Genomic DNA, 20,564 nt, shown 5'->3' with positions numbered 1-20,564 from the left:
CGTGGCCGAGGACAAGCGTGGGCTGCCAATCTTGAACTCATGCAACGTATACGGAAACTTAGCACGCGATAAATTTCAAAAAAGAGTATTGAATACAAAATTCATTTATGTAATAGTTCATCATGATCGCGCCACCAGAAGCGCGACGAGGTGATTTTTTTTGTAACGCCACGGATCAGTCTTGTCAGTGTGCCGCGACCCTGCGGTGCAAACGCTCTTTGCTGTCTTGCTTGCCGCATCGGAACGCGGCTGGCGAGTGCCTGGCGGACGGATTGCCGTGCCTATAATCTGGCAGGAAAACAGTGTCGGCTGTCCTACAACTTTCCAGTATAGTGAAGGCCTATGGGGATTTTCTGGCGCTCGACGGCGTCGATCTGTCTCTGCCTGAAGATTCCTACATCTCGCTGCTTGGGCCCTCGGGCTCGGGCAAGACCACGCTGCTCCGTGTGATCGCGGGCTTCGAGACGCCCGAGCGCGGCACCATCCGCTTCGGCGGCAGGGTGGTCAACACCGTGTCGCCGCATGAGCGCGGCATCGGCTTCGTCTTCCAGAATTTCGCTCTCTTCCCGCATCTGTCGGTGGAAGAGAACATCGCCTTCGGTCTCGTCAACCGCAAGATCGACCCGATCACCGACCGCAGGATCGTCGATGCCAGGGTGCGCGACATCATCGCGCTCGTCGGCCTGACGGGCCTCGAGGATCGCGCCACGACCCAGATCTCCGGCGGCCAGAAGCAACGCGTGGCGCTGGCGCGCACCCTGGTCACCGAGCCCAAGATGGTGTTGCTCGACGAGCCGCTCGGTGCGCTCGATGCCAATCTCCGGACCCGCATGCGCAGCGAACTCAGGACGATCCGCCAGCGCTGCGGCGTCACCTTCCTGCACGTCACGGGTTCCGAGACCGAGGCGCTCGCCATGGGCGACACGGTGCTGGTGCTCGATGCCAGGAAGATTGTCCAGCAGGGCGATGCGGATACGATCTACAACCGCCCGAACTCGCCCGCGGTGGCCCGATTCCTCAATTGCTACAATCTCTTCGGCGGCAAGCTGGACGATGAGGTATTCCGCAGCCCGGCCGGAACCTTTCCGGTCGGTCGGTTCGCACAGCCGGCCGCGAGCCCGGCCTACGCCATACGCTACGACCGTATCGCGATCCGCCCGCGGGAGATTGCGGCCGCCGCCGACGAGGTGCGCATCGAGGGCACCTTCGTGGCTTCCGAATATACCGGCTCGACGGTCAACTCCTTCTTCCATCTCGATGACGGAAAGGTCTTCGAGGTGGAATCCCACCTGAGCCAGTCGGCACCCGAAACCTACGAACCCCGCGGGCGCTACGGCCTGGTCTGGAAGAAGGGGGACGCGCTTGTCTACGGCTAGGCACTTCCCGGATCCCGCGGCGCGGCGCGCCATCCTCCCAGGCAAAATGAGATAGTCCGATGGTCGCAATTACCGAAACCACGAGCGAGGAGAAGGCGGCCACCGGCGCGTCGCGCCGCGATCTCTGGCTGCTCGCGCCGGGCGTCATCTGGATGACGCTCTTCCTCGTCCTGCCGATCCTGATGATGGTCTACGTCTCCTTCTGGACGCAGACGACCTTCAAGATTGAGCCGACCCTGACCCTCAAGAGCTGGGTCACCTTCTTCTCCTCCGAGACCTATCTCGGCGCGCTCTGGACAACGATTCGCATCTGGCTGACCGTTCTGGTCCTGACCGTGCTGGTCGGTTATCCCGCAGCCCTTTTCGTCGGGCTCTTCGTCAAGAACAAGACGCTGTCGACAGTGTTGCTCGTGCTCTGCGTCATTCCGTTCTGGACCTCGTTCCTGATCCGCGTGCTGGCCTGGCGGCCAATGCTGGGCAAGGAGGGCGCGATCAACATCATCCTGATGAAGCTCGGCGTCGTCAGCCAGCCGATCGAAGTGCTGCTGTTCTCAGACCTTTCTGTCATCATCGGCATGACGCAGATCTACTGCGTCTTCATGGTCGGGCCAATTGCCTTCATGCTTGGCCGCATCGACCCCTCGATCATCGAGGCGGCGCAGGATCTCGGCGCGGGCTTCTGGCGGATCTTCCGCACCATCATCCTGCCGCTCTCCATGCCGGGTGTTGTGGTCGGCGCGATCTTCGTCTCGGTCATGGTTCTCGGGGAGTTCGCGACCTCGGCAGCGCTTTCCGGCCGCAAGGTCAACCTGCTCGGCAACATCATCGTCACCCAGGTGGGATCGCTCAAATGGGCCTTCGCCGCAGTTGCCGGCGTGGTGCTCACAGTCCTGATGGGCGCGGTCGTCGCCGCGTTGCTCCGGGTCGTCGATCTCAGGAAGGAGCTCTGAACATGAATGCCGGCAGTATCAAATTCGGCCTCGGCTTCTATACGGCGCTGTTCATCGTCTTCCTCTATGCGCCGCTCGTGGTGCTCGCCATCCTGTCCTTCCAGACCGGGCCGGAGGGCGGGCCGCAGTTCCCGATCATCGAATGGTCGGTCTACTGGTACAAGCATCTCTTCAGCCTGACGCCGCCGTCGCGCATCGCGCCGCTGCCGATCAACGAGGCGCTGGTGCGCTCCCTGGTGCTGGCAATCATGACCATGGTCGTGTCCACCGTGCTCGGCGTCACCGCTGCCCAGGCGTTCCGCAAGAAGTTTCGCGGTTCGGGCGTGGTCTTCTATCTCATCGTGCTCGGCATGATGGTGCCCGGCGTGCTCGTTGGACTCGGCATGGCGCTGGTCGCCAATGCGCTCGGCATCGACCGGCACTGGTGGGGCACGGCCTTCGTGCTTCATGTCGTCTATACGTTCCCCTTCGCCTTCTTGGTGATGCTTGCGATTTTCAACCGCTTCGACCCGAGTGTCGAGGAGGCAGCCTGGTCGCTCGGCGTTTCGCCCGCCCGGACCTTTCGGAAGATCACGTTTCCCCTGATCTTTCCCGGCGTGCTTTCGGCCATGCTGTTCGCCTTCACCCTTTCTTATGACGAGTTCTCGCGCACTCTCTTCGCGTCGGGCCGGGATCTCACCTTGCCGCTTGCGATCTACGGCACCTTCTCCGTCGAGGTACATCCCAACGTCTTTGCCTTCGGCGTGCTGACGACGCTCTTCTCCTTCGCGCTGCTCTCGGTCTACGCGATCCTGATGTCCATGTCGGTTCGCCGGGCAAGGCGCGTCGCCGTGCAGGAGGAAGCGTGATGGACGCGCCGATCTCCTGCATCGTCACGGGCGCCGGTTCCGGCATCGGCAAGGCCATTGCCGTCAAACTCGCCGCGATCGGCTATGCCGTGCTGGTCAACGATCTCTCGCAGGCGCGCGCCGACAGCACTGCCGCCGAGATCAGGGCCGGCGGAGGGATCGCGGCGGCCAAGGCCGGCGATGTCTCCTCGGAAGGCGACGTCAGAGCGATCCACGCAGCCGCGGTCATGAGTCATGGCGACATCGGCCTGCTCGTCAACAATGCCGGGATCGCCCACCAGGCGCTGTTTGAAGACCTCGACGTCAGGGATTTCGACCGGATGTTCGCGGTGCATGTCCGTGGCACCTTTCTGATGACCAAAGCCGTGCTTGGCCCGATGCTCGCCCGGAAATCCGGCGTCATCATCAACATCGCCTCGCAGCTCGGACAGATCGGCGGCATAGAGCTCGCCCATTATTCCGGCGCCAAGGCCGCGATCATCGGCATGACGAAATCGCTCGCCCGCGAGGTTTCGAGCCGTGGCGTGCGCGTCAATGCGGTCGCGCCGGGCCCGATCAACACGCCGCTGGTCATGGAACTTTCCGAAGAGTGGCGCGAACGAAAGAAATCCGAATTGCCGCTCGGCCGCTTCGGCGAACCGGAGGAAGTCGCCGAGACCGTGGCTTTCCTGGCTTCGCCGGCGGCGAGCCTGTTCGTCGGCCAGACGCTCGGACCCAACTCCGGCGACGTGATGCTGTGAAGGAAAATGCGACCATGAGCAAACGTATCGTTGTCATCACCGGCGCCGGGATCGGCATCGGCCAGGCCACGGCCAGGGCCTTCGGCGCCATGGGCGACCATGTCGTCGTCACCGACATCCTCGAAAGGGAGGGCAGGGCGACGGCCGAGGCAATCGAGGCCGCGGGTGGCTCTGCCGAGTTCATTGCCTATGACGTCCGCTCCGCGGCGCGTGCCGACGAGATCGTCGCCGATGTCGAAACCCGCCACGGCGGGATCGACGTCATCGTCGCCAATGCCGGCATCGCGCACCGGACGCCGCTGGCCCAGCTCACCGACGATAAATGGGACCTTACCTTCGACATCGACCTCAAGGGCATCTTCCGGCTGGTCCGCGCCGCCGCGCCGAGCATGCGGGCACGCGGGTCCGGCAGTATCGTCGCGCTCTCCTCGATCATGGGCGTCGCCTATGGCTGGGACGAGCATGTCCATTATTCGGCGGCCAAGTCGGGCGTGGTCGGGCTGGTCAGGGGTCTTGCCGTCGAGCTTGCCCGCGACAATGTCCGCGTCAACGGCATCGCGCCGGGCTACATCCGCACCGCGCAGCTCCTCTCCGAGGAAAACTCTCTCGGGCCGGCTGGCGCCGAAAAGGCGGCCGAATTCATCCCCATGGGCCGGCTCGGCACGCCTGAGGATATTGCGGATGTCATCGCGTTTCTGGCGTCTGACGGCGCGAGATACATGACCGGCCAGGTGCTGGTCGTGGACGGAGGCCTCCTGGTGGGGCGGTACTGAACGCGGCTCGGACGGGGCTGCGAGACCAGCCCCGTCGCGCTCGCGAGACAAGAGAGGAGCTCCGGCAGCGACCGGGCTTCAGGGAACCAACGAAACTGGAGAAGAGACATGTCCACTATGGAAATCAATCGCCGCTCCCTTTTGAAGCGGTCAGCCGGTGCCATGGCGCTCGCCATGGGTGGCGCCACACCTTTCCTATCCTCGCGCGCGGCCTACGCGCAATCCGCCGACCTCGCCAAGCTGCAGTTGCGCACGATCGGACTGTCGGTGACGGTGCAGGAGCGCATTCTCGAAGACTTCAAAAAGGCCTCCGGCGTTGGCTCCGCCTCGGGCACGGCTGCAACCTTCCCGGATGCGCAGACCAAGATCCTGTCCGGCTCCAAGGACTATGATTGCTGGGAGACGATCGGTGAGCGCCTGCCATCCATTGTCATGACCAACAATGTCGAGGCGATCCCGGCCGCTTCGCTGAAGAACTGGGCGAACATCCGCGACACCTTCACCAAGCCAAGCGACAAGTGGGAACGCAAGTCCCAGATCGTCGGCCAGATCTGGGCAGACGAAGCCCAGACGACTCTGAACATGGTGCCGGTTGTCTATAACTACGACTCGATCGGCTACAATCCGGATGTCGTTTCGGCCGAGGAAGCCAATACCTGGGCCTGCATCTTCGATTCGAAGTGGAAGGGCAAATCCGGCCTCAACACCGATCCGCTGATCGCTTTCGGCCAGGCCGTCATGGCGATGAACACGCTTGGTCTTTCGGACGTCAAGAATCCCGGCAATCCGAACGCCGCCGAAATCGATGAAGCGGCCGCTTTCCTCATCTCCAAGAAGAAGGAAGGCCAGTTCCGGGCCCTCTGGGGCGATTTCGGCGAGCTCGTCAACCTCATGGCGTCGGGCGAAATGGTGGTTTGCGACGCGTGGCAGCCGGCCGTCATGGCCGTCAAGGCCCAGGGCAAGCCGGCCAAATACGCCGTGCCGAAGGAAGGCTATCGCGGCTGGGCCATTGGCCCGTCGATGATCGCGGGCACGCCGAACCAGGCTGCCGTCATCGCCTATGCCGACTACTGGCTGTCGGGCGAGCCGGGCATTACCGTCTCCGAACAGGGCTATTACTCGCCGTCGACCAACATCAAGAACGTCATGTCGCCGGAGAAATATGCCTTCTGGTACGAAGGCAAGCCATGGGTCGGCGCCGAGGAACGCGGCATCAAGGAGGGCGACCTGCGCGATGGCGGCTCGCTGGAAGAGCGCGCCGGCAATGTCGCCTACTGGCATCAGTGGCCGGATGAATACGACCACCTGATCCAGAAGTGGGACGAGTTCCTGAGCGCATAACGGGTTGACTGCCCCTCATCTGCCGTGTGGCGCGGTGAGGGGCAATACGGCATGAATGAGAACGGAGCAATGCGATGATCTTCGACCTTGAACTGGTCAATGTCGGCAAGGTGTATGACAACGGCACCATGGCTGTCGACGCCTTCAACCTGGCCGTCACCAAGGGCGAGTTCATCGCATTTCTCGGCCCGTCGGGCTGCGGCAAGACGACGACGCTCCGGATGATCGCCGGTTTCGAGGACATCTCCTCGGGCGACATGATGATCAAGGGCGTGCGCATGAACCATGTGCCGCCGCAACGCCGGCCGACCTCGATGATCTTCCAGAGCTATGCCCTGTTCCCGCATATGACGGTGCGGCGCAATGTCGGCTACGGGCTGGAGGTCAAGGGCCTGCCGAAGACCGAACGCGATGCCAAGGTGGACAGGATTCTCGCGACGCTCGGCCTCGAGGATATCGCCGAACGCAAGACGGACAAGCTGTCGGGCGGCCAGCGCCAGCGGATCGCGCTGGCGCGCGGCCTGGTCGTCGAGCCTGATATCCTGCTGCTCGACGAACCACTCGGCGCGCTCGACGCCAACCTGCGCAAGGCGATCCAGAATGAATTGAAGCTTCTCCAGAAGACGCTGGGCGTGACCTTCGTCTTCGTGACGCATGCCCAGTCAGAGGCGCTCGCGCTCTCCGACCGCATCGTCGTGATGAATCAGGGCCGGGTCGAGCAGATCAGCCCGCCGCACCAGCTCTATACGCGGCCGAACACGCCCTTCGTGGCGCAGTTCATCGGTCGCAACACCATCTTCCACGGCGAGGTGCGCGGCACGAGCGGCTCCGTCGCGACCATCGATACGCCTGCCGGCACGCTGTCCGGACAGGCCAACACGCCTTTCGTCGAGAAGTCGAAGGTGAGCCTCGTCATCCCCGCCGAGGCAATCGAGGTTCATGCGGCCCAGGGCGGCCAGCGGGATCGCATCGCGCGTGATTTCGGCGGCAATCTCATCGATGCCACGATCACCCAGTTCGACGTCGTCGGCCATGTCTCGCAGCTCGGCGCGACGCTGCCGGATGGCCGCATAGTCGCCCTCGAGGCACATATCGACAAATATCCGCCGGACGCCTTTCCCGTAGGCTCCGGCATCATCCTCTCCTGGAAGCCGACGGAAGCCACCGTCATTCCGGCGCACTAAAATCTACAGGAAACAACGAAGGAGACACTACACATGGCGAAGGAAATCTTTTGCAGTTTCGGCATCGACGTCGATGCCGTTGCCGGATGGCTCGGTTCCTATGGCGGCGAGGACTCCCCCGATGACATTTCCCGCGGCCTGTTTGCCGGCGAAGTCGGCAGCCCGCGCCTGCTGAAGCTGTTCGAGCGCTTCGGTATCAAGACCACCTGGTTCATCCCCGGTCACTCGATCGAGACCTTTCCCGAGCAGATGAAGGCGGTGGCGGAAGCTGGCCACGAAATCGGCATCCACGGCTACACTCACGAGAACCCGATCGCCATGACACGCGAGCAGGAGACCGCGGTGCTCGACAAGTGCATCGATCTCGTCACCAAGCTGTCGGGCAAGCGGCCAACCGGTTATGTCGCGCCATGGTGGGAATTCTCCAACGTCACCAACGAGCTGCTGCTCGAGCGCGGCATCAAGTACGACCATTCGCTGATGCACAACGACTTCACGCCCTATTATGTGCGCGTTGGCGACAAGTGGACGAAGATCGACTATTCCAAGAAGCCGTCCGACTGGATGGTGCCGCTGACCCGCGGAAAAGAGACCGACCTCATCGAGATCCCGGCCTCCTGGTATCTCGACGACCTGCCGCCGATGATGTTCATCAAGAAGTCACCGAACAGCCACGGCTTCGTCAACCCGCATGACATCGAGCAGATATGGCGCGACCAGTTCGACTGGGTCTATCGCGAAATGGACTACGCCGTGTTCCCAATCACCATCCATCCCGACGTGGCGGGCCGCCCGCAGGTGCTGATGATGCTGGAACGGCTCTATGCCCATATGATCAAGCACCCCGGCGTCAAGTTCGTCACCATGAACGAGATCGCCGACGACTTCGCCAAGCGCTTCCCGCGCAAGAAGTAGGGAAGAAAGACCGCTCCCAAACCCTCGCCACAAGGGGGAGGGCTTAACATGCCTCTCCCTCTGTATTCGTCTGTGGCGGCTCCGGAACGAGCGACTTGCTCTGTCGGAAGCGGTGCCGCAGATTAAGCCCTCCCCTTTGTCGGGAGGGTTGGGGAGGGGTGACCTAGTTCGGAGTCAAATCATGTGCTCGCTCTGCGGCATTCTCGGCAGCAATGAACACTGGGCTGATGCGGTCGCGCGGCCCGGCGTCTATACGCGCAATGTCGAAAGGATCGACCGTCGCCGCGAACGCGTCAACCGCGTCCGTGAGGCCAATCGCATCCTCGCTGCCTATGCGCTGACCCTGTCCGATTGGCAGGGCTCGTCCTATGTGATCGCCAATCGAACCGGCAAGAGCGAGGTAATCGAGGATCTCGGCCATCTCTGGCCGGCGGCTGAGCGTATGATCGGGCGCCCCTGCGACCCGCTCGACCCTGATATCATCACCCGGCTCGAGACGATGCGCGATGGATGATATTCCTCAGTTCACCACCATTAACCTGCTGACGGGCTTTCTCGGCTCCGGCAAGACCACGCTGCTCAAGCGCATGCTGGAGGATCCGGCACTGGCCGACACCGCGGTGCTGATCAACGAATTCGGGGAAGTCGGCCTCGACCATCAACTTGTCGAGCGGATCGACGACAACATGGTGCTGCTGCAGTCCGGCTGCCTGTGCTGTACGGTGCGTGGCGAACTCGCTGATGCCCTTCGCGACCTGCATTCACGACGCGAACGCGGCCTGGTTCCCGCCTTCTCGCGCGTGGTGATCGAGAGCACCGGCCTCGCCGATCCGTTTCCCGTACTTTCCACCATCAAGGCTGATCCTGTACTGCGCCACCACTTCCGGCCCGGCAATGTCATCACGACGGTCGACGCCGTCAATGGATTGAGCCAGCTCGACACCTATGTCGAATCCAACCGGCAGGCGGCAATCGCCGATCATCTGGTGATCACGAAGACGGATATCGGATTGCCGGATCAACTGTCGGGCCTGCGCCAACGCCTGGAGGGGATCAATCCTGATGCAGCCATCTGCGACGTCCATGCGGATGGCCTCAACGTGGGTGACCTGCTGGACGCGAATGCCGTCCCGCGCGGTGCCCGCATCCAGTCGGCAACCGGCTTCTATTGCGAGGACATCCGGGACCTGGTCACTTCCGACGGCGCTGCCCACAGCGCTGCCTTCAAGTCCTTCGTCATCTCGGTCGACCATCCGGTCGACTGGACCGCATTCGGCATCTGGCTGACCATGCTTCTCAACCGGCATGGCGACCGTGTCTTGCGGGTCAAGGGCATTCTCAATCTCGCCGGCGAGGCACGGCCTGTGGCCATTCATGGCGTGCAGCATCTCGTCCATACGCCGGTTCACATGGAGGCCTGGCCGTCCGACGACCGGCGCTCGCATGTCGTGTTTATAGTTGACGGATTGGACGCAGCATTGTTGAAGCGGTCTTTCGAAGCTTTTGCGGTGACCGGCAAAGATGCCGAGATGCCGGCCCACCCGACATACAAGCAGAACTGACCGCTGGACATGAACAGACACCAAGCACCGCCGGCAAGTCTCGCAGCGCCGGCTATTCATGTCGCCGGGCGGCCGACGCTCAGGGTGCTCGGAACGGCGATATCACTGCTCGAGGAACTCCGGATCGGCGCCGAGAAGGATCTCGGCATCAACATCGTCTTCGACAATAACGACTTTCTCACGACGCAGCACAAGGCGGCGCAGGAGCCTGATAGTTACGACATCTACGACCAGTGTTTCCACAATCTCGACATCGTGTGGTACTGGCGGGCGATCCAGCCAATCGCCATCGAGCGGATCAAGCTCTGGGACGAGATCAACGACCTGACCAAGACCGGCCATATCGGCCCGAACGCACGGTTGGGACAGGGCGACGCGCCTGTGAAGAAGCTGTTCGTGCAACCCAATCTCGAACTGGGCGACCGGCCGACGCGGCACATTTCCATGTTGCCGACGACGCATAATTTCGACAGCTTCGCCTACCGCACCGACCAGATCGCCAACCGCGCCGAAGTCGAGAGCTGGGCCGCATTGCTCGCCGACAAATGGTCGGGACGGGCAGCGCTGGTCGACGAACCGGCGATCGGCATATTCGACGCTGCATTGGCTGCGCAGGCCGCGGGGCTGATGAGCTTCCGCAACATCGGCAACATGACCGTGGCCGAAATCGACGAGCTCATCGCTATCCTGGAAGAGAGGAAGCGCGACGGCTTCTTCCAGGGCTTCTGGCGCACGGCCGAAGATGCGGCCCGGCTGATGGTGGAAAACCGCACCAGCATCCAGAGCATGTGGTCGACCGGCATCACCATCCTCAACGGACAAGGCGTGCCTGTCGAACAGGCCGTGCCGGCCGAGGGGTACCGCGCATGGCATGGCGGGCTGTGCCTGTCGCGCAACCTCGACAGCCGGATGCTCGATGTCGCCTACGACTATCTGAACTGGTGGGTATCGGGCTGGCCGGGATCGGTCGTGGCGCGGCAGGGCTATTACATTTCCACGCCGGAGCGCTCGCGCGAGCACATGACACCGGCCGAGTGGGACTACTGGTATGCCGGTTTGCCGGCGGTCGAGGACCTGCCGGGGCCCGACGGCAAGATCCACATCAGGGCCGGCTCGGTCCGTTCGGGCGGTTCCTATTGGCAGCGGGCCAATTGCATCGCGGTCTGGAACACGACGATGGACGAGCACAACTACCTCGTCCGCCGCTGGATGCAACTGGTCGGAAGAAATTAGCGGAGGGCTCATGGCCATCGACATCAGGGGAAAATCGATCGCGCAGCTTGCCATGCTCATTCAGGGCGGCGCGCTCAATCCGGTCGAGGTTGCCGAACAGACGCTCGCTCAGATCTCGGGCCACCCCGATAAGTCGATCTTCGTCATGCTGACACCGGAGCGTGCCCGCGTCGAGGCCGAGGCATCATCGCGCCGGCTGCGGGAAGGCCGTTCACTCGGCATGCTCGACGGCATTCCGATCGCCTGGAAGGATCTGTTCGATCTCGAAGGCGAGGTGACCACAGCCGGGTCGAAGGTGCTGGCCGGCGGATTGACCGCTCTGACCGATGCGACTGTCGTGACCAATCTCAAGTCGGCCGGCATGGTCGCGGTCGGCCGCACCAATATGAGCGAGTTCGCCTTTTCCGGGCTTGGCCTCAATCCGCATTACGGCACCCCGGCCAACCCGCATTCGACCGACGGCCACCGCATTCCAGGGGGCTCCTCCTCCGGTGCCGGCGTCGCGGTCGCATCCGGCCTGGTGCCGGTCGCCATGGGCACGGACACCGGCGGCTCGATCCGCATTCCGGCAGCGTACAATGGCACGGTGGGCTACAAGGCTACTCGCGGGCGCTACCCGATGTCGGGCGTCTATCCGCTCGCCAAGAGCCTCGACTCGCTTGGCCCGCTGACCCGCACGGTGCAGGATGCCGTCTGGGTGGACGCCGCGATGCGCGGTCTGAGTGCGCCTGATGTGAAGCCTGCCGATATGCTGGACCTGCGGCTGGTCGTGCCGGAAACGGTGTTCTTCGACGATATCGAGGACGGGGTCGCGACGGCATTCGAGGCGGCGCTACGCCGCCTGGAGGACCGGGGCGCCATCGTCCGGAGGCAGTCCTTCCCCGCCTTCAAGGCGTTGTTTGACCTGATGGCTGAACATGGGCCGCTGGTGGCTGCCGAGGCCTTCGCGTTGCACCGCCAGCGCATCTTCGGTGTTGAGGCCGCCGACATGGATCGCCGGGTCGTCGCCCGCGTCAAGCTCGGCGAAAAGACCTCGATGAGCGACTACATCGCCATCCTGGCGGCCCGCGAGCGAATGATCGCCGAACTGCGGACCGTCGTGGCGCAAGACGAGGTGCTGGTGTCGCCAACCCTGCCGCTTGTCGCGCCGCATGTGGCGCCGCTCGAGGCCGACGACGACCTTTTCGTGAAGATCAATGGCCGGGTGCTGCGCAACACGCTGATCGGCAACTTTTTCGACTGGTGCGGCGTCTCGATTCCCTGTGGAACGGGTGATGCCGGCATGCCGGTCGGCCTGTTGCTGTCCGGCCTGCCGAACACGGATGAACATCTCCTGAGCGTGGCGCTCGCAACTGACAGCGTGGTCCGCAGCTGACTTTCAGTGAGCTTGATAGCTGCCTATTTTGCGCTGAACAGCAGGCTGGCTCTGAAACCCGATGGAACAAGTGTTTCGAAAGTCAGGATAATCCCGTAGACCTCGGCAATTTCGTTGACGATGGCCAGTCCCAGGCCTGTGCCTGGAGTTCTGAGATCGAGCCGCGTTCCGCGCCGGATGAGATCGGGCAGCTTTTCCTCCGGCACGCCGGGGCCGTCGTCCTCGATCGTTACCAGCCATTGTGAACCTGTCCGGATCGCTTTGACGGATACGGAGGATTTTGCCCATTTGCAGGCATTTTCGAGCAGATTGCCGAGGAGTTCCCTCAGATCGTTCGGATCGATCGGAAGCATCAGCGTCTCGGGAACGGCCAGGGCAAATTCCAGCCGTTCGCCCCATTCCGTATGCTTCAGCGTTCTGATGACCTCGCTGGCAATTTGCGCGCAATCGGCATCGGATCGGCGAAGATCGGGGTTCTGGGCGATGCGCGTGCGGGCAAGTTCGTGGTTGATATGCGCAAGCATCGCCGAGCTGACCATATCGAGTTCCTCGGCGATCTGACTTTCACCCTTCTCTTCGAGCTTCAGGATGTTGTTCGATATGATGGTGAGCGGTGTCTTCAGGCCATGAGCCAGGTCCGAGGCCCGAGCGCGGGCTTTCTGCATCGCCTTTTCCTGTGCCTCGAGCAAGCTGTTCAGTTGGCGGACGATACTCGATAATTCGCTGGGAAACCGGCCGGCAAGGTGCGTTTCGCGCCGCTGGCGCAAGGCTTCCAGGGCCTTGGCCATGGCGGTGAGCGGCTGGAGCCCGATATAGAGCTGGACGGCGGACATGATCACCAGAAAGACGCCGAGCGCGGCCACATAAGGCAGTATGGTCCAGCCAAATCCCGCCGCAGTTTCATCCAGTTCGCTGGCATTGATCGCCACCGCAAGCCGAACCTCCTGGCTGCCCGAGGGCGAGGCCAGCAGGACGAGACGCTCCTGGACAATGACATCGCGTTCTTCCGGCCCCTTGAGCCGATAGCGATGGACCGTGCCGGCTACGTGGACGTCGTCGGGCAACGGCAGCGCGTAGTCGAACAGCGATTCCGACCGCAATGCCAAGCCCGTTGCGGGGTCGATGATTTGCCAGTAGAGGCCGCCATACGCTTGGTAGAATCGATTGTCCCTCGGGCCGTCGGGACGTTGCAGCTTTCCGTCAGGACCGAAACTGAGCATGCCGGCCAGCATGTTGATATGGCCAGTCAATTCGCGATCGATCCGTTCGGCCAGATTGGTAGAGAACAGTCCGATGAAGAACCATGTTGCCAGTGACAGGCTGAGGGGCACCGACACGATCGAGACGAGCAGGAAGCGAGTCCGGATCGACAGCATCAGGTCTCGTCCGCGGCGATTTGATAGCCGAAGCCCCGCCGGGTCACGATCGCACCGTGCCCGAGCTTGCGGCGCAAGCGGTTGATCAGGACCTCGATGGCGTTGCTCTCGCGCTCGTGGTCCTGGGCGTAAAGCTGTTCGGTCAGTTCCAGCTGGCTGACCGGGCGGTTGCGGTTCAACATCAGGATCGAAAGGCACCGATACTCGAGGGCCGTCAGGTCGACGGGAAGGCCGTCGAGCTCGACCTGCCTGCTGCGGGTATCGATTGTCACCGAACCGCTGGACATGACCGGACTGGATTGGCCGGCAGTCCGTCGGATGATGGCCCGGAGGCGGGCGATGAGCTCGGCCATGCGGAACGGTTTGGCAAGATAGTCGTCGGCGCCGGCATCGATCCCTTCGACCCTTTCTTCCCAGTTGCCTCGGGCCGTCAGGATAATGACCGGCATCTGCCGACCGCCCGCGCGCCAGCGCTTGAGGATGGCCAGTCCATCCATGTCGGGCAAACCGAGATCAAGCACAACAGCGGCAAAGTCTTCGGTATCGCCACGATGCCAGCCGTCCTCGCCATTTCTCGCATGTTCGACGAAATAGCCCGCTTTGGAGAGATGGGCGATAACGTCCCGGCTGATGAGCGGATCGTCCTCGATCAGAAGCAATCGCATCATTCGTTCTCGATTTCCAGGATGCGCCCGCTGGCGGCATCGACCTCTGCTTCGACCAGCTTTCCGTCCGCCTTGAGGACCCGTACCTCATAGACCAGGCGGCCGTGCTCCCGTTTGACGGTAACGCGGACGATTTCACCGTCTAGCCGGTCGGAGATCCGAGCGCGAATTTCGGCCAGAGGCAGGCTATGGCCTGATCTGACCGATTTCATCACCTCGTCCATGCTGACATCATCGTCATCGGCATGCACCGGCGCGCCAATCGCCCACAGGAGACAGGACAATATCACGGACGCGGTCAGTGTGCGGAACATCATGGCAGGACAATAGAGCGCTCGAGCTTACGGATAGCTGACGGAAGCCCTCAGGTGGATATCAGCGCACCTCAGCTAGACCTGTCGCCATCGGAAACGGCAATCCCGCCGGCCGCAGATAGGACGAAATCATGAAATTCATTTTCCTCGCAACCGTCATCGCCACGACGTTGGTCGCCGGAACGGCCATGGCCGAAGACAACCGCTCTTGCACCAAGGTTTCCAACGACAAGTGGCTGACCGAAAACGCAGTAAAGGCAAAGGCCACGGAAGCCGGCTATGACGTTCGCAAGATCAAGGTCGAAGGCAGCTGCTACGAGGTCTATGCGATCGACGCCAAGGGCAACAAGGTTGAGGCGCTGTTCGATCCGGCAACGGGCCTCCAAGTCGGCAACGAGAATGAAGGGGACGACTGATGACCGACACGGGCAGCACTGCCCGGCTTGCGGACGGCGTCTCGCCGCCCGCAACGGTCCGGGTTTGGGACCCGCTGGTCCGAATTTTCCACTGGTCGCTGGTGGGCCTCTTCGCGTTTTCCTACTTCACGGGCGATGAGTGGAAATCGGCTCATATCTGGTCCGGCTATGCGATCGCTGGCCTGATTGCGTTCCGGATCGTCTGGGGGCTGATTGGCAGTCGCCATGCGCGATTTGCGGACTTTGTGAGATCGCCGGGGACCATCGCGGCCTACATCGTCGATACCGTCCGCTTCAGAGCCAAGCGCTATATCGGCCACAACCCCGCTGGCGGTGCCATGGTGGTCGCGTTGCTCCTGATGCTCTCCGTTATTGCAGCGAGTGGCTACATGATGACGACGAATGCATTCTGGGGCGTCGAGTGGGTCTCCGAGGTCCATGAGGCTGCAGTCTATCTCACCATCGGGCTTATCGGCTTTCATGTTCTCGGCGTGGTGTTGGCGAGCCTCGAACATCGAGAGAATCTGGTTCTGTCCATGATGACCGGGCGCAAGCGCGCTCCGTAGATACGCGCTCCATATTCGGACGCCGCGTGGCTGACCCTCGCGGCGGCTTTGGAGACCTGAAATCCAGTTCAGCTGTAGCCGTCGGGGCCTGTATTCAATCGACAAATTGCTCGATCCACGCATTGCCCTGGCACGCTTGCGGCCAATTGACATAAGTCACATAGGTTTATGCTGAAACCCGTTATGAGTGCTTGGGCCTTGATGCGGTGGGTCGTGATCAATCAACAATGAGGCCCCTATGGATTTCGTCGAAAGACACTCTGCAAATGTACTCGTTGCCATCGCAGGCACGGGGCTCCTGATCGGCACCATCTTCTGGTGGATATCGCTTCCATTCTACGCCGACATTGCATGGACGATGGCGACAGCGCCGGTTCTCCTCGGTCTCTTTGCTCAGATTTTCAGGTCACTCCGACAAGGGGATGTCGGTCTTGACGTTGTTGCCGCCCTGTCCATGTCTGCGGCCCTGGCATTCGGCGAACCGCTGGCGGGCAATGTGGTGGCGATGATGTATGCCGGCGGACAGGTGCTGGAGGCGTTTGCGCAGGGTCGGGCGCGACGGGAAATGACGGCACTGATGGGTCGCGTTGCCCATACCGCCATGCGCTACGGTGAAAGCGGATTGGAGGAGGTATCGATCGGCTCGGTCCGGCCGGCCGATCGGCTGCTCATCCGTCAGGGCGAAGTTCTTCCGGTCGACGGCCGGGTCGCCAGCCCAGTGGCCGTTCTCGACCTCTCGGCGCTGACCGGCGAGTCAATGCCTCGCAAGGTGCTCAGCGGCGAGGAGGCGTTAAGTGGATCGACATCGGCCGGCGCAGCTTTCGATCTTGTCGCCATTCGAACTGCCGAGGAAAGCACCTATTCAGGTATTGTCCGTCTCGTCGAAGCAGCGCAGGCCAGCAAGGCTCCGATGGTCCGTATCGCGGATCGCTATGCAATCGGCTTTCTGTTGCTGACCCTCGCGATCGCCTCGATTACCTGGCTCCTGACGCAGGATACGATTCGCGTGCTGGCGGTTCTGGTCGTTGCCACGCCCTGTCCACTCATCCTGGCGGTTCCGGTGGCCCTTATGGCCGGCATGTCGCGAACGGCCGGAATGGGAGTATTGGTCAAAGGCGGCGCCATGCTCGAAGCGCTCGCGAAGGTCCGTACCGTCATCCTCGACAAGACCGGCACCCTGACGCACGGGCAGGCCGAGGTCAGCGAGATCATCGTGGCGGGGACGACGTCCGAAGCGGAAATCCTGCGTTTGGCCGCCAGTCTCGACCAGGCGTCGGGACATGTCGTAGCCACTGCGCTGATCCGCGCGGCGGAAGCGCGTGGTCTGGCACTGTCCCCGCCGCTCGATGTCACCGAGTTGCCTGGCACGGGTATTGAGGGAATGGTCGATGGCAAGCGGGTCGTGGTCGGCGGCAATTCCTTCGTGCGGCAACGCAGTGACGGTCGTGACCCCGATGCTCTTCTCGCCAGGAAGCAGACCGCCGCCATGACCGTTGCGGTGGCAATCGACGGCACGCTGTCAGGACTTATTGTCCTGGCTGACCGCCTGCGGGGTGATGCTGCAACCCTGCTCACGGACTTGCGAGGAGCGGGCGTCGGCAGGATAGTTCTTGCTTCCGGCGACCGACTGGAGATTGCCGCGGCGGTCGGCAAGACGCTTGGTGTGGACCTGGTGTTGGGCGATCTCTCACCCGACGCAAAGGTTAAAGCCATTCACGCGGAACGGGCCAATGGCCCGGTGATGATGGTCGGGGATGGGGTCAATGACGCTCCGGCGCTGGCGGCGGCCGACATCGGCGTTGCCATGGGGGCGCGTGGAACGGCGTCTTCGTCCGAGGTCGCGGGTGTGGTCCTGCTCGTCGATGAACTGGCGCCATTGGTCAGAGCCATGGGTGTTGCGCGCCACAGCCGCACCATTGCGCTTCAAAGCGTCTTTGCGGGACTGGGACTGTCGCTGGGTGCGATGGCTGCTGCTGCCTTTGGCTATCTGCCGCCTGTCCAAGGCGCCCTGTTTCAGGAAGTGATCGACGTGGCCGTGATTCTCAACGCTTTGCGCGCGCTGCGGTAGGATTGTTCACAGGTTGCCGATGGCCAGCAGGACGTCGAAAGAGAAATTCTCGGATCGGGCGCGGTCATCCGACTCTGGTTCAGCCAACAGATCTGATTCCGTTTGGCAATGAAGCGCGCTAGACATAGCGAACCTCCACCTTCAGCTTCTCCAGTCGATTGCGCAGGCTGTGAGGCATGCCGGTATCGGTAATGATGAGGTCGACGCGGGAGAGGGAAAATGCCTTCGACGACGCCCCGATGTCCCATTTGCTCGAATCCGCGACGAGAATGACCCGCCGGGCCATGCGGACCAGATTGCGTTTCGTGCGCGCAATATCCTCCGAGACATCGACCACGTCGAAGGACGGGTCGATGGCATGGGCACTCACGAATGCCTGATGGGCGACCATGCCGCCAAGCGCCTTGTCGGAATCCGACACGATCGTGCTGACCGTGCTGGGAAAGACCCGGCCGCCAATCATGTGGACGTCCAGGCCGGGGCGATACATCAGATGTTGCGCGATGTTCATGGCATTGGTCGCCACCACGACATTCTGAACCGGCGGCATCTGCATGGCGACCTGCAGCAATGTCGAGCCGCTGTCGAACACCAGGGATTGATTGTCGGTGATCTGGCGTGCCGCCATCTGTGCGATACGTCGCTTGGCATCGAAATTGCGGCGCATCCGCTCCTCGAACATGGCAGCGGGGGAGTCCGACGGCAAAGCGATCGCGCCGCCATGTGTCTTGATCAGTTGCTTCTTTGCCTCGAGAGTCTCCAGATCCGACCGGATCGTCACCTCTGAAACCTCGAAAGCCTCCGCCAGATCACGCGTCTTGGCCTGACCGGTGCGATGGAGCTCCAGCATGATCTGGTGTCGCCGTTGTTCTGCAAGCATCTGCGCTCCAGGGTGCGTTTGAAAAGTGGACTACTTTCGAAAGTCGAAACACATCGGCCAACTGCGAGGCCGATCTTGGCGCCATCTCGGTCTCAACGTCAGCTTCAAGTATGCTCATATCTCAAAATGAAAGAATTCGAAAGATTGAGAATTGGTTTGTTTTCGATGTAGGGTCCTAGCCGGAGTTCATTGAAACGCAATTGAGGATTATCGATATGGGCCTTGGAACCGACGTACGTCTGTCCCGTCTGTTTTCACATGCGTCGGGCCGGCTGTTCGGTGGCGCGGTCGACCATTTTGTCGGCTATGGCAATGTTCGCGAGGGTGGTCTTGCAGACCTACCTGGTGCGCTGAACCGGATCATGGCGGGCAAGCCGGATTACATCAGCATCCAGCCCGGCGCGGCACGTCATTTGTGGTCGACTTATGCCGGCAAGGCCGCGCTGGTCATCCAGGCAGGCTGCTTCACGCCGGACGACAGGATTCGCCAGTTGATCGCTACCCCCGAAGACGCCGTGCGTTACGGCGCCGACGCGCTGGCGGTGGCGATCCCCGTACGGGGCAGCACGGAAGGCGAGTATATTCGTTGGCTTACCGATACGGTCAATGCCGCTGCGCGCTTCGAAATGCCTGTGATCGCTCATGTCTATCCCCGCGATTTCGCGAATGGGGGAAAGATCGTCTTCACGCCGGATGAGATCGCCTATGCTGTGCGGATCGGTTTTGAAACCGGAGTCGACGTGATCAAGGTCGGGTATACCGGCGACTTCGACTCGTTCCGTGATACCGTGGCGACATGCCCCGTGCCGATCGTCATTGCTGGAGGCCCGAAGACCGACGATCTCCTGGGTGCCCTGACGCAGACATCCGAGGCGCTGCGCGCCGGCGCGAGGGGGGCCGTCGTCGGGCGTAATCTGTGGGGTCATGGCGATACCGCAATGGCCGCGCGGGCCTTCAGGTTCGTCATCCATGACGGCCTGGCGCCCGAAGCGGCTCTGGCAGCTGCGGCCGCGTGACGGTGGCCGGCGATCTTCAGGTGCTGGGCTTCGGCGCGCTGGCGATTGACGACATTATTTATGTCGACCGACCTTTCAGTGCCGGAAAGGGAAGGGTGACAAGCCGTACCAAGGACCACGGCGGCAATGTTGCGACGGCGCTCGTTGCCGTGGCCAAACTCGGCGGACGTGCCGGTTTCATCGGATGGCTCGGCGATCAGCCAGTCGCGGATGTCACCGCACAGGAACTGCAGCGGCACGGCGTCGACATATCCTTCGCACCCCGCCGCCCGGACGCAGGGCCGATCCGGTCGGTGATCACGGTGGGGCCGGATGGTGAACGGTTCATCGCCTATGATGACGATGTCCCGCATGGAACCTCCGAAGAGATCGCCGACGATGTCCTGACCCAGGCCCGGGTCCTGTTGATCGATGGTTATGCCACGCATGCGCATTCCGTCGTGGCGCGGGCGCGCCAGCTCGGCCTGGCGGTGGTGGCCGACATCGAATGGACGATCGGATCCGAGACCGAGCGGCTGATCGATCTGTGCGATCATCTGGTATTGCCGCTTGGTTTCGCGCAGGCTTTTGCAGGCGAGGGCGATCCGAAGGCTATCCTGGATATACTATTGTCCCCGGACCGTTCCGCGGTGGTCCTGACCGACGGTGACCAAGGTGCCTATGTTCGACAGGCGGGCGACGCCGTCTCGTGGCACGTTCCCGCCTACAAGGTGAAGGCGGTGGATACGACCGGCGCCGGAGATTGCTTTCATGGCGCCTATGCCCTGGCCTTGGCGGAGGGCAAGTCGCCGCTGGCCTGCGTTCTTTTCGCGACGGCCGCGGCTGCGATTTCGGTGACTGGGCAGGGGGGACGCATGGCCCTGCCGACACGAGAGGCCTGCCTCGCCTATATGGCTGGCGACGGTGGGAGGGAACCGGCGCCGCTTATGGGGCTGTCGCAGGCCGAAGACTAGACGAGCCGCCGGG

21 protein-coding genes are annotated in these 20,564 nt (G+C 62.2%); 17 read left to right on the top strand and 4 right to left on the bottom strand.

Annotated features, from left to right (window positions below; all coding sequences use genetic code 11):
- The first annotated feature begins 302 nt into the window (after positions 1–302).
- The 12 genes from AC2YI2_RS21990 (at position 303) to AC2YI2_RS21935 (ending at position 12,297) form a co-directional block, all read left to right on the top strand.
- On the top strand, positions 303–1,376 hold the full coding sequence (locus tag AC2YI2_RS21990) for an ABC transporter ATP-binding protein (RefSeq protein ID WP_487388623.1): 1,074 nt from the start codon (positions 303–305) through the stop codon (positions 1,374–1,376).
- 59 nt (positions 1,377–1,435) lie between these two features.
- Complete coding sequence (locus tag AC2YI2_RS21985; protein ID WP_487388622.1) at positions 1,436–2,326, top strand: ABC transporter permease; 891 nt, start codon at positions 1,436–1,438, stop codon at positions 2,324–2,326.
- A gap of 2 nt (positions 2,327–2,328) precedes the next feature.
- Entirely contained in the window at positions 2,329–3,174 is an 846-nt protein-coding gene (locus AC2YI2_RS21980; protein WP_487388621.1) for an ABC transporter permease, read from the top strand.
- On the top strand, positions 3,174–3,914 hold the full coding sequence (locus AC2YI2_RS21975) for an SDR family NAD(P)-dependent oxidoreductase (RefSeq protein WP_487388620.1): 741 nt from the start codon (positions 3,174–3,176) through the stop codon (positions 3,912–3,914). The genes AC2YI2_RS21980 and AC2YI2_RS21975 overlap by 1 nt, the downstream gene beginning before the upstream one ends.
- A 14-nt stretch (positions 3,915–3,928) precedes the next feature.
- Positions 3,929–4,687: an SDR family NAD(P)-dependent oxidoreductase gene (locus AC2YI2_RS21970; RefSeq protein WP_487388619.1), complete on the top strand. Its 759-nt coding sequence runs from the start codon at positions 3,929–3,931 to the stop codon at positions 4,685–4,687.
- Positions 4,688–4,795: 108 nt separating this feature from the next.
- A complete protein-coding gene (locus tag AC2YI2_RS21965; protein WP_487388618.1) occupies positions 4,796–6,028 on the top strand; it encodes an ABC transporter substrate-binding protein in 1,233 nt (410 codons plus the stop codon).
- Between the two features lie 74 nt (positions 6,029–6,102).
- Positions 6,103–7,212, top strand: a complete 1,110-nt coding sequence (locus AC2YI2_RS21960; RefSeq protein WP_487388617.1) for an ABC transporter ATP-binding protein — start codon at positions 6,103–6,105, stop codon at positions 7,210–7,212.
- A 33-nt stretch (positions 7,213–7,245) separates the two neighbouring features.
- Positions 7,246–8,127 carry a polysaccharide deacetylase family protein gene (locus AC2YI2_RS21955; RefSeq protein WP_487388616.1) on the top strand — a complete coding sequence of 294 codons (882 nt, stop codon included), beginning with the start codon at positions 7,246–7,248 and terminating at the stop codon, positions 8,125–8,127.
- 181 nt (positions 8,128–8,308) lie between these two features.
- Positions 8,309–8,641: a hypothetical protein gene (locus AC2YI2_RS21950; RefSeq protein WP_487388615.1), complete on the top strand. Its 333-nt coding sequence runs from the start codon at positions 8,309–8,311 to the stop codon at positions 8,639–8,641.
- Entirely contained in the window at positions 8,634–9,689 is a 1,056-nt protein-coding gene (locus AC2YI2_RS21945) for a CobW family GTP-binding protein (RefSeq protein ID WP_487388614.1), read from the top strand. The genes AC2YI2_RS21950 and AC2YI2_RS21945 overlap by 8 nt, the downstream gene beginning before the upstream one ends.
- Positions 9,690–9,698: 9 nt before the next feature.
- On the top strand, positions 9,699–10,922 hold the full coding sequence (locus AC2YI2_RS21940) for an ABC transporter substrate-binding protein (protein ID WP_487388613.1): 1,224 nt from the start codon (positions 9,699–9,701) through the stop codon (positions 10,920–10,922).
- A gap of 10 nt (positions 10,923–10,932) precedes the next feature.
- Complete coding sequence (locus AC2YI2_RS21935) at positions 10,933–12,297, top strand: amidase (RefSeq protein ID WP_487388612.1); 1,365 nt, start codon at positions 10,933–10,935, stop codon at positions 12,295–12,297.
- A 23-nt stretch (positions 12,298–12,320) separates the two neighbouring features.
- Here the strand turns inward: AC2YI2_RS21935 and AC2YI2_RS21930 are convergent, their stop codons facing one another.
- Genes AC2YI2_RS21930 through AC2YI2_RS21920 form a run of 3 tightly spaced genes read right to left on the bottom strand, consistent with a single transcriptional unit; the run spans position 12,321 to position 14,550 of the window.
- Positions 12,321–13,673, bottom strand: coding sequence for a sensor histidine kinase (locus AC2YI2_RS21930; protein WP_487388611.1), 1,353 nt, complete (start codon positions 13,671–13,673; stop codon positions 12,321–12,323).
- Positions 13,673–14,338: a response regulator gene (locus AC2YI2_RS21925; protein ID WP_487388663.1), complete on the bottom strand. Its 666-nt coding sequence runs from the start codon at positions 14,336–14,338 to the stop codon at positions 13,673–13,675. The genes AC2YI2_RS21930 and AC2YI2_RS21925 overlap by 1 nt, the downstream gene beginning before the upstream one ends.
- Positions 14,338–14,550, bottom strand: a complete 213-nt coding sequence (locus tag AC2YI2_RS21920; protein WP_487388610.1) for a PepSY domain-containing protein — start codon at positions 14,548–14,550, stop codon at positions 14,338–14,340. Before AC2YI2_RS21920 ends, AC2YI2_RS21925 begins: the two co-directional genes overlap by 1 nt.
- 233 nt (positions 14,551–14,783) lie before the next feature.
- Here AC2YI2_RS21920 and AC2YI2_RS21915 point away from each other — a divergent pair, with 233 nt between their 5' ends.
- From AC2YI2_RS21915 to AC2YI2_RS21905, 3 genes are all read left to right on the top strand, one after another.
- Positions 14,784–15,068 (top strand): PepSY domain-containing protein, encoded by a 285-nt coding sequence (locus AC2YI2_RS21915; protein WP_487388609.1) that lies wholly within the window; start codon positions 14,784–14,786, stop codon positions 15,066–15,068.
- Positions 15,068–15,634: a cytochrome b/b6 domain-containing protein gene (locus AC2YI2_RS21910; RefSeq protein WP_487388608.1), complete on the top strand. Its 567-nt coding sequence runs from the start codon at positions 15,068–15,070 to the stop codon at positions 15,632–15,634. Before AC2YI2_RS21915 ends, AC2YI2_RS21910 begins: the two co-directional genes overlap by 1 nt.
- Before the next feature lie 238 nt (positions 15,635–15,872).
- Entirely contained in the window at positions 15,873–17,702 is a 1,830-nt protein-coding gene (locus tag AC2YI2_RS21905) for a heavy metal translocating P-type ATPase (protein ID WP_487388607.1), read from the top strand.
- 118 nt (positions 17,703–17,820) lie between these two features.
- Here AC2YI2_RS21905 and AC2YI2_RS21900 read toward each other — a convergent pair whose 3' ends face one another.
- The gene (locus AC2YI2_RS21900; RefSeq protein WP_487388606.1) at positions 17,821–18,582 is read right to left on the bottom strand and encodes a DeoR/GlpR family DNA-binding transcription regulator; all 762 of its coding nucleotides are present in this window, start codon (positions 18,580–18,582) and stop codon (positions 17,821–17,823) included.
- A 215-nt stretch (positions 18,583–18,797) separates the two neighbouring features.
- On the opposite strand from AC2YI2_RS21900, the gene AC2YI2_RS21895 reads away from it, so the two are divergent.
- Positions 18,798–19,598, top strand: a complete 801-nt coding sequence (locus AC2YI2_RS21895) for an aldolase (RefSeq protein ID WP_487388605.1) — start codon at positions 18,798–18,800, stop codon at positions 19,596–19,598.
- Positions 19,599–19,600: 2 nt separating this feature from the next.
- Entirely contained in the window at positions 19,601–20,551 is a 951-nt protein-coding gene (locus tag AC2YI2_RS21890; protein ID WP_487388662.1) for a PfkB family carbohydrate kinase, read from the top strand.
- Positions 20,552–20,564: the final 13 nt, after the last annotated feature.

The organism is Rhizobium sp. SRI_017, assembly GCF_057586295.1.
Note: the sequence above shows the minus strand (reverse complement) of the source record. Positions and strands in the feature narration are given on the sequence as shown.

Excerpts from the sequence above, each read along its gene's own strand:
- AC2YI2_RS21985 (WP_487388622.1), top strand. The coding sequence starts at position 1,436 with ATGGTCGCAATTACCGAAACCACGAGCGAGGAGAAGGCGGCCACCGGC.
- AC2YI2_RS21980 (WP_487388621.1), top strand. The coding sequence starts at position 2,329 with ATGAATGCCGGCAGTATCAAATTCGGCCTCGGCTTCTATACGGCGCTG.
- AC2YI2_RS21975 (WP_487388620.1), top strand. The coding sequence starts at position 3,174 with ATGGACGCGCCGATCTCCTGCATCGTCACGGGCGCCGGTTCCGGCATC.
- AC2YI2_RS21970 (WP_487388619.1), top strand. The coding sequence starts at position 3,929 with ATGAGCAAACGTATCGTTGTCATCACCGGCGCCGGGATCGGCATCGGC.
- AC2YI2_RS21965 (WP_487388618.1), top strand. The coding sequence starts at position 4,796 with ATGTCCACTATGGAAATCAATCGCCGCTCCCTTTTGAAGCGGTCAGCC.
- AC2YI2_RS21960 (WP_487388617.1), top strand. The coding sequence starts at position 6,103 with ATGATCTTCGACCTTGAACTGGTCAATGTCGGCAAGGTGTATGACAAC.
- AC2YI2_RS21955 (WP_487388616.1), top strand. The coding sequence starts at position 7,246 with ATGGCGAAGGAAATCTTTTGCAGTTTCGGCATCGACGTCGATGCCGTT.
- AC2YI2_RS21950 (WP_487388615.1), top strand. The coding sequence starts at position 8,309 with ATGTGCTCGCTCTGCGGCATTCTCGGCAGCAATGAACACTGGGCTGAT.
- AC2YI2_RS21945 (WP_487388614.1), top strand. The coding sequence starts at position 8,634 with ATGGATGATATTCCTCAGTTCACCACCATTAACCTGCTGACGGGCTTT.
- AC2YI2_RS21940 (WP_487388613.1), top strand. The coding sequence starts at position 9,699 with ATGAACAGACACCAAGCACCGCCGGCAAGTCTCGCAGCGCCGGCTATT.
- AC2YI2_RS21935 (WP_487388612.1), top strand. The coding sequence starts at position 10,933 with ATGGCCATCGACATCAGGGGAAAATCGATCGCGCAGCTTGCCATGCTC.
- AC2YI2_RS21930 (WP_487388611.1), bottom strand. The coding sequence starts at position 13,673 with ATGCTGTCGATCCGGACTCGCTTCCTGCTCGTCTCGATCGTGTCGGTG.
- AC2YI2_RS21925 (WP_487388663.1), bottom strand. The coding sequence starts at position 14,338 with ATGCGATTGCTTCTGATCGAGGACGATCCGCTCATCAGCCGGGACGTT.
- AC2YI2_RS21920 (WP_487388610.1), bottom strand. The coding sequence starts at position 14,550 with ATGAAATCGGTCAGATCAGGCCATAGCCTGCCTCTGGCCGAAATTCGC.
- AC2YI2_RS21915 (WP_487388609.1), top strand. The coding sequence starts at position 14,784 with ATGAAATTCATTTTCCTCGCAACCGTCATCGCCACGACGTTGGTCGCC.
- AC2YI2_RS21910 (WP_487388608.1), top strand. The coding sequence starts at position 15,068 with ATGACCGACACGGGCAGCACTGCCCGGCTTGCGGACGGCGTCTCGCCG.
- AC2YI2_RS21905 (WP_487388607.1), top strand. The coding sequence starts at position 15,873 with ATGGATTTCGTCGAAAGACACTCTGCAAATGTACTCGTTGCCATCGCA.
- AC2YI2_RS21900 (WP_487388606.1), bottom strand. The coding sequence starts at position 18,582 with ATGCTTGCAGAACAACGGCGACACCAGATCATGCTGGAGCTCCATCGC.
- AC2YI2_RS21895 (WP_487388605.1), top strand. The coding sequence starts at position 18,798 with ATGGGCCTTGGAACCGACGTACGTCTGTCCCGTCTGTTTTCACATGCG.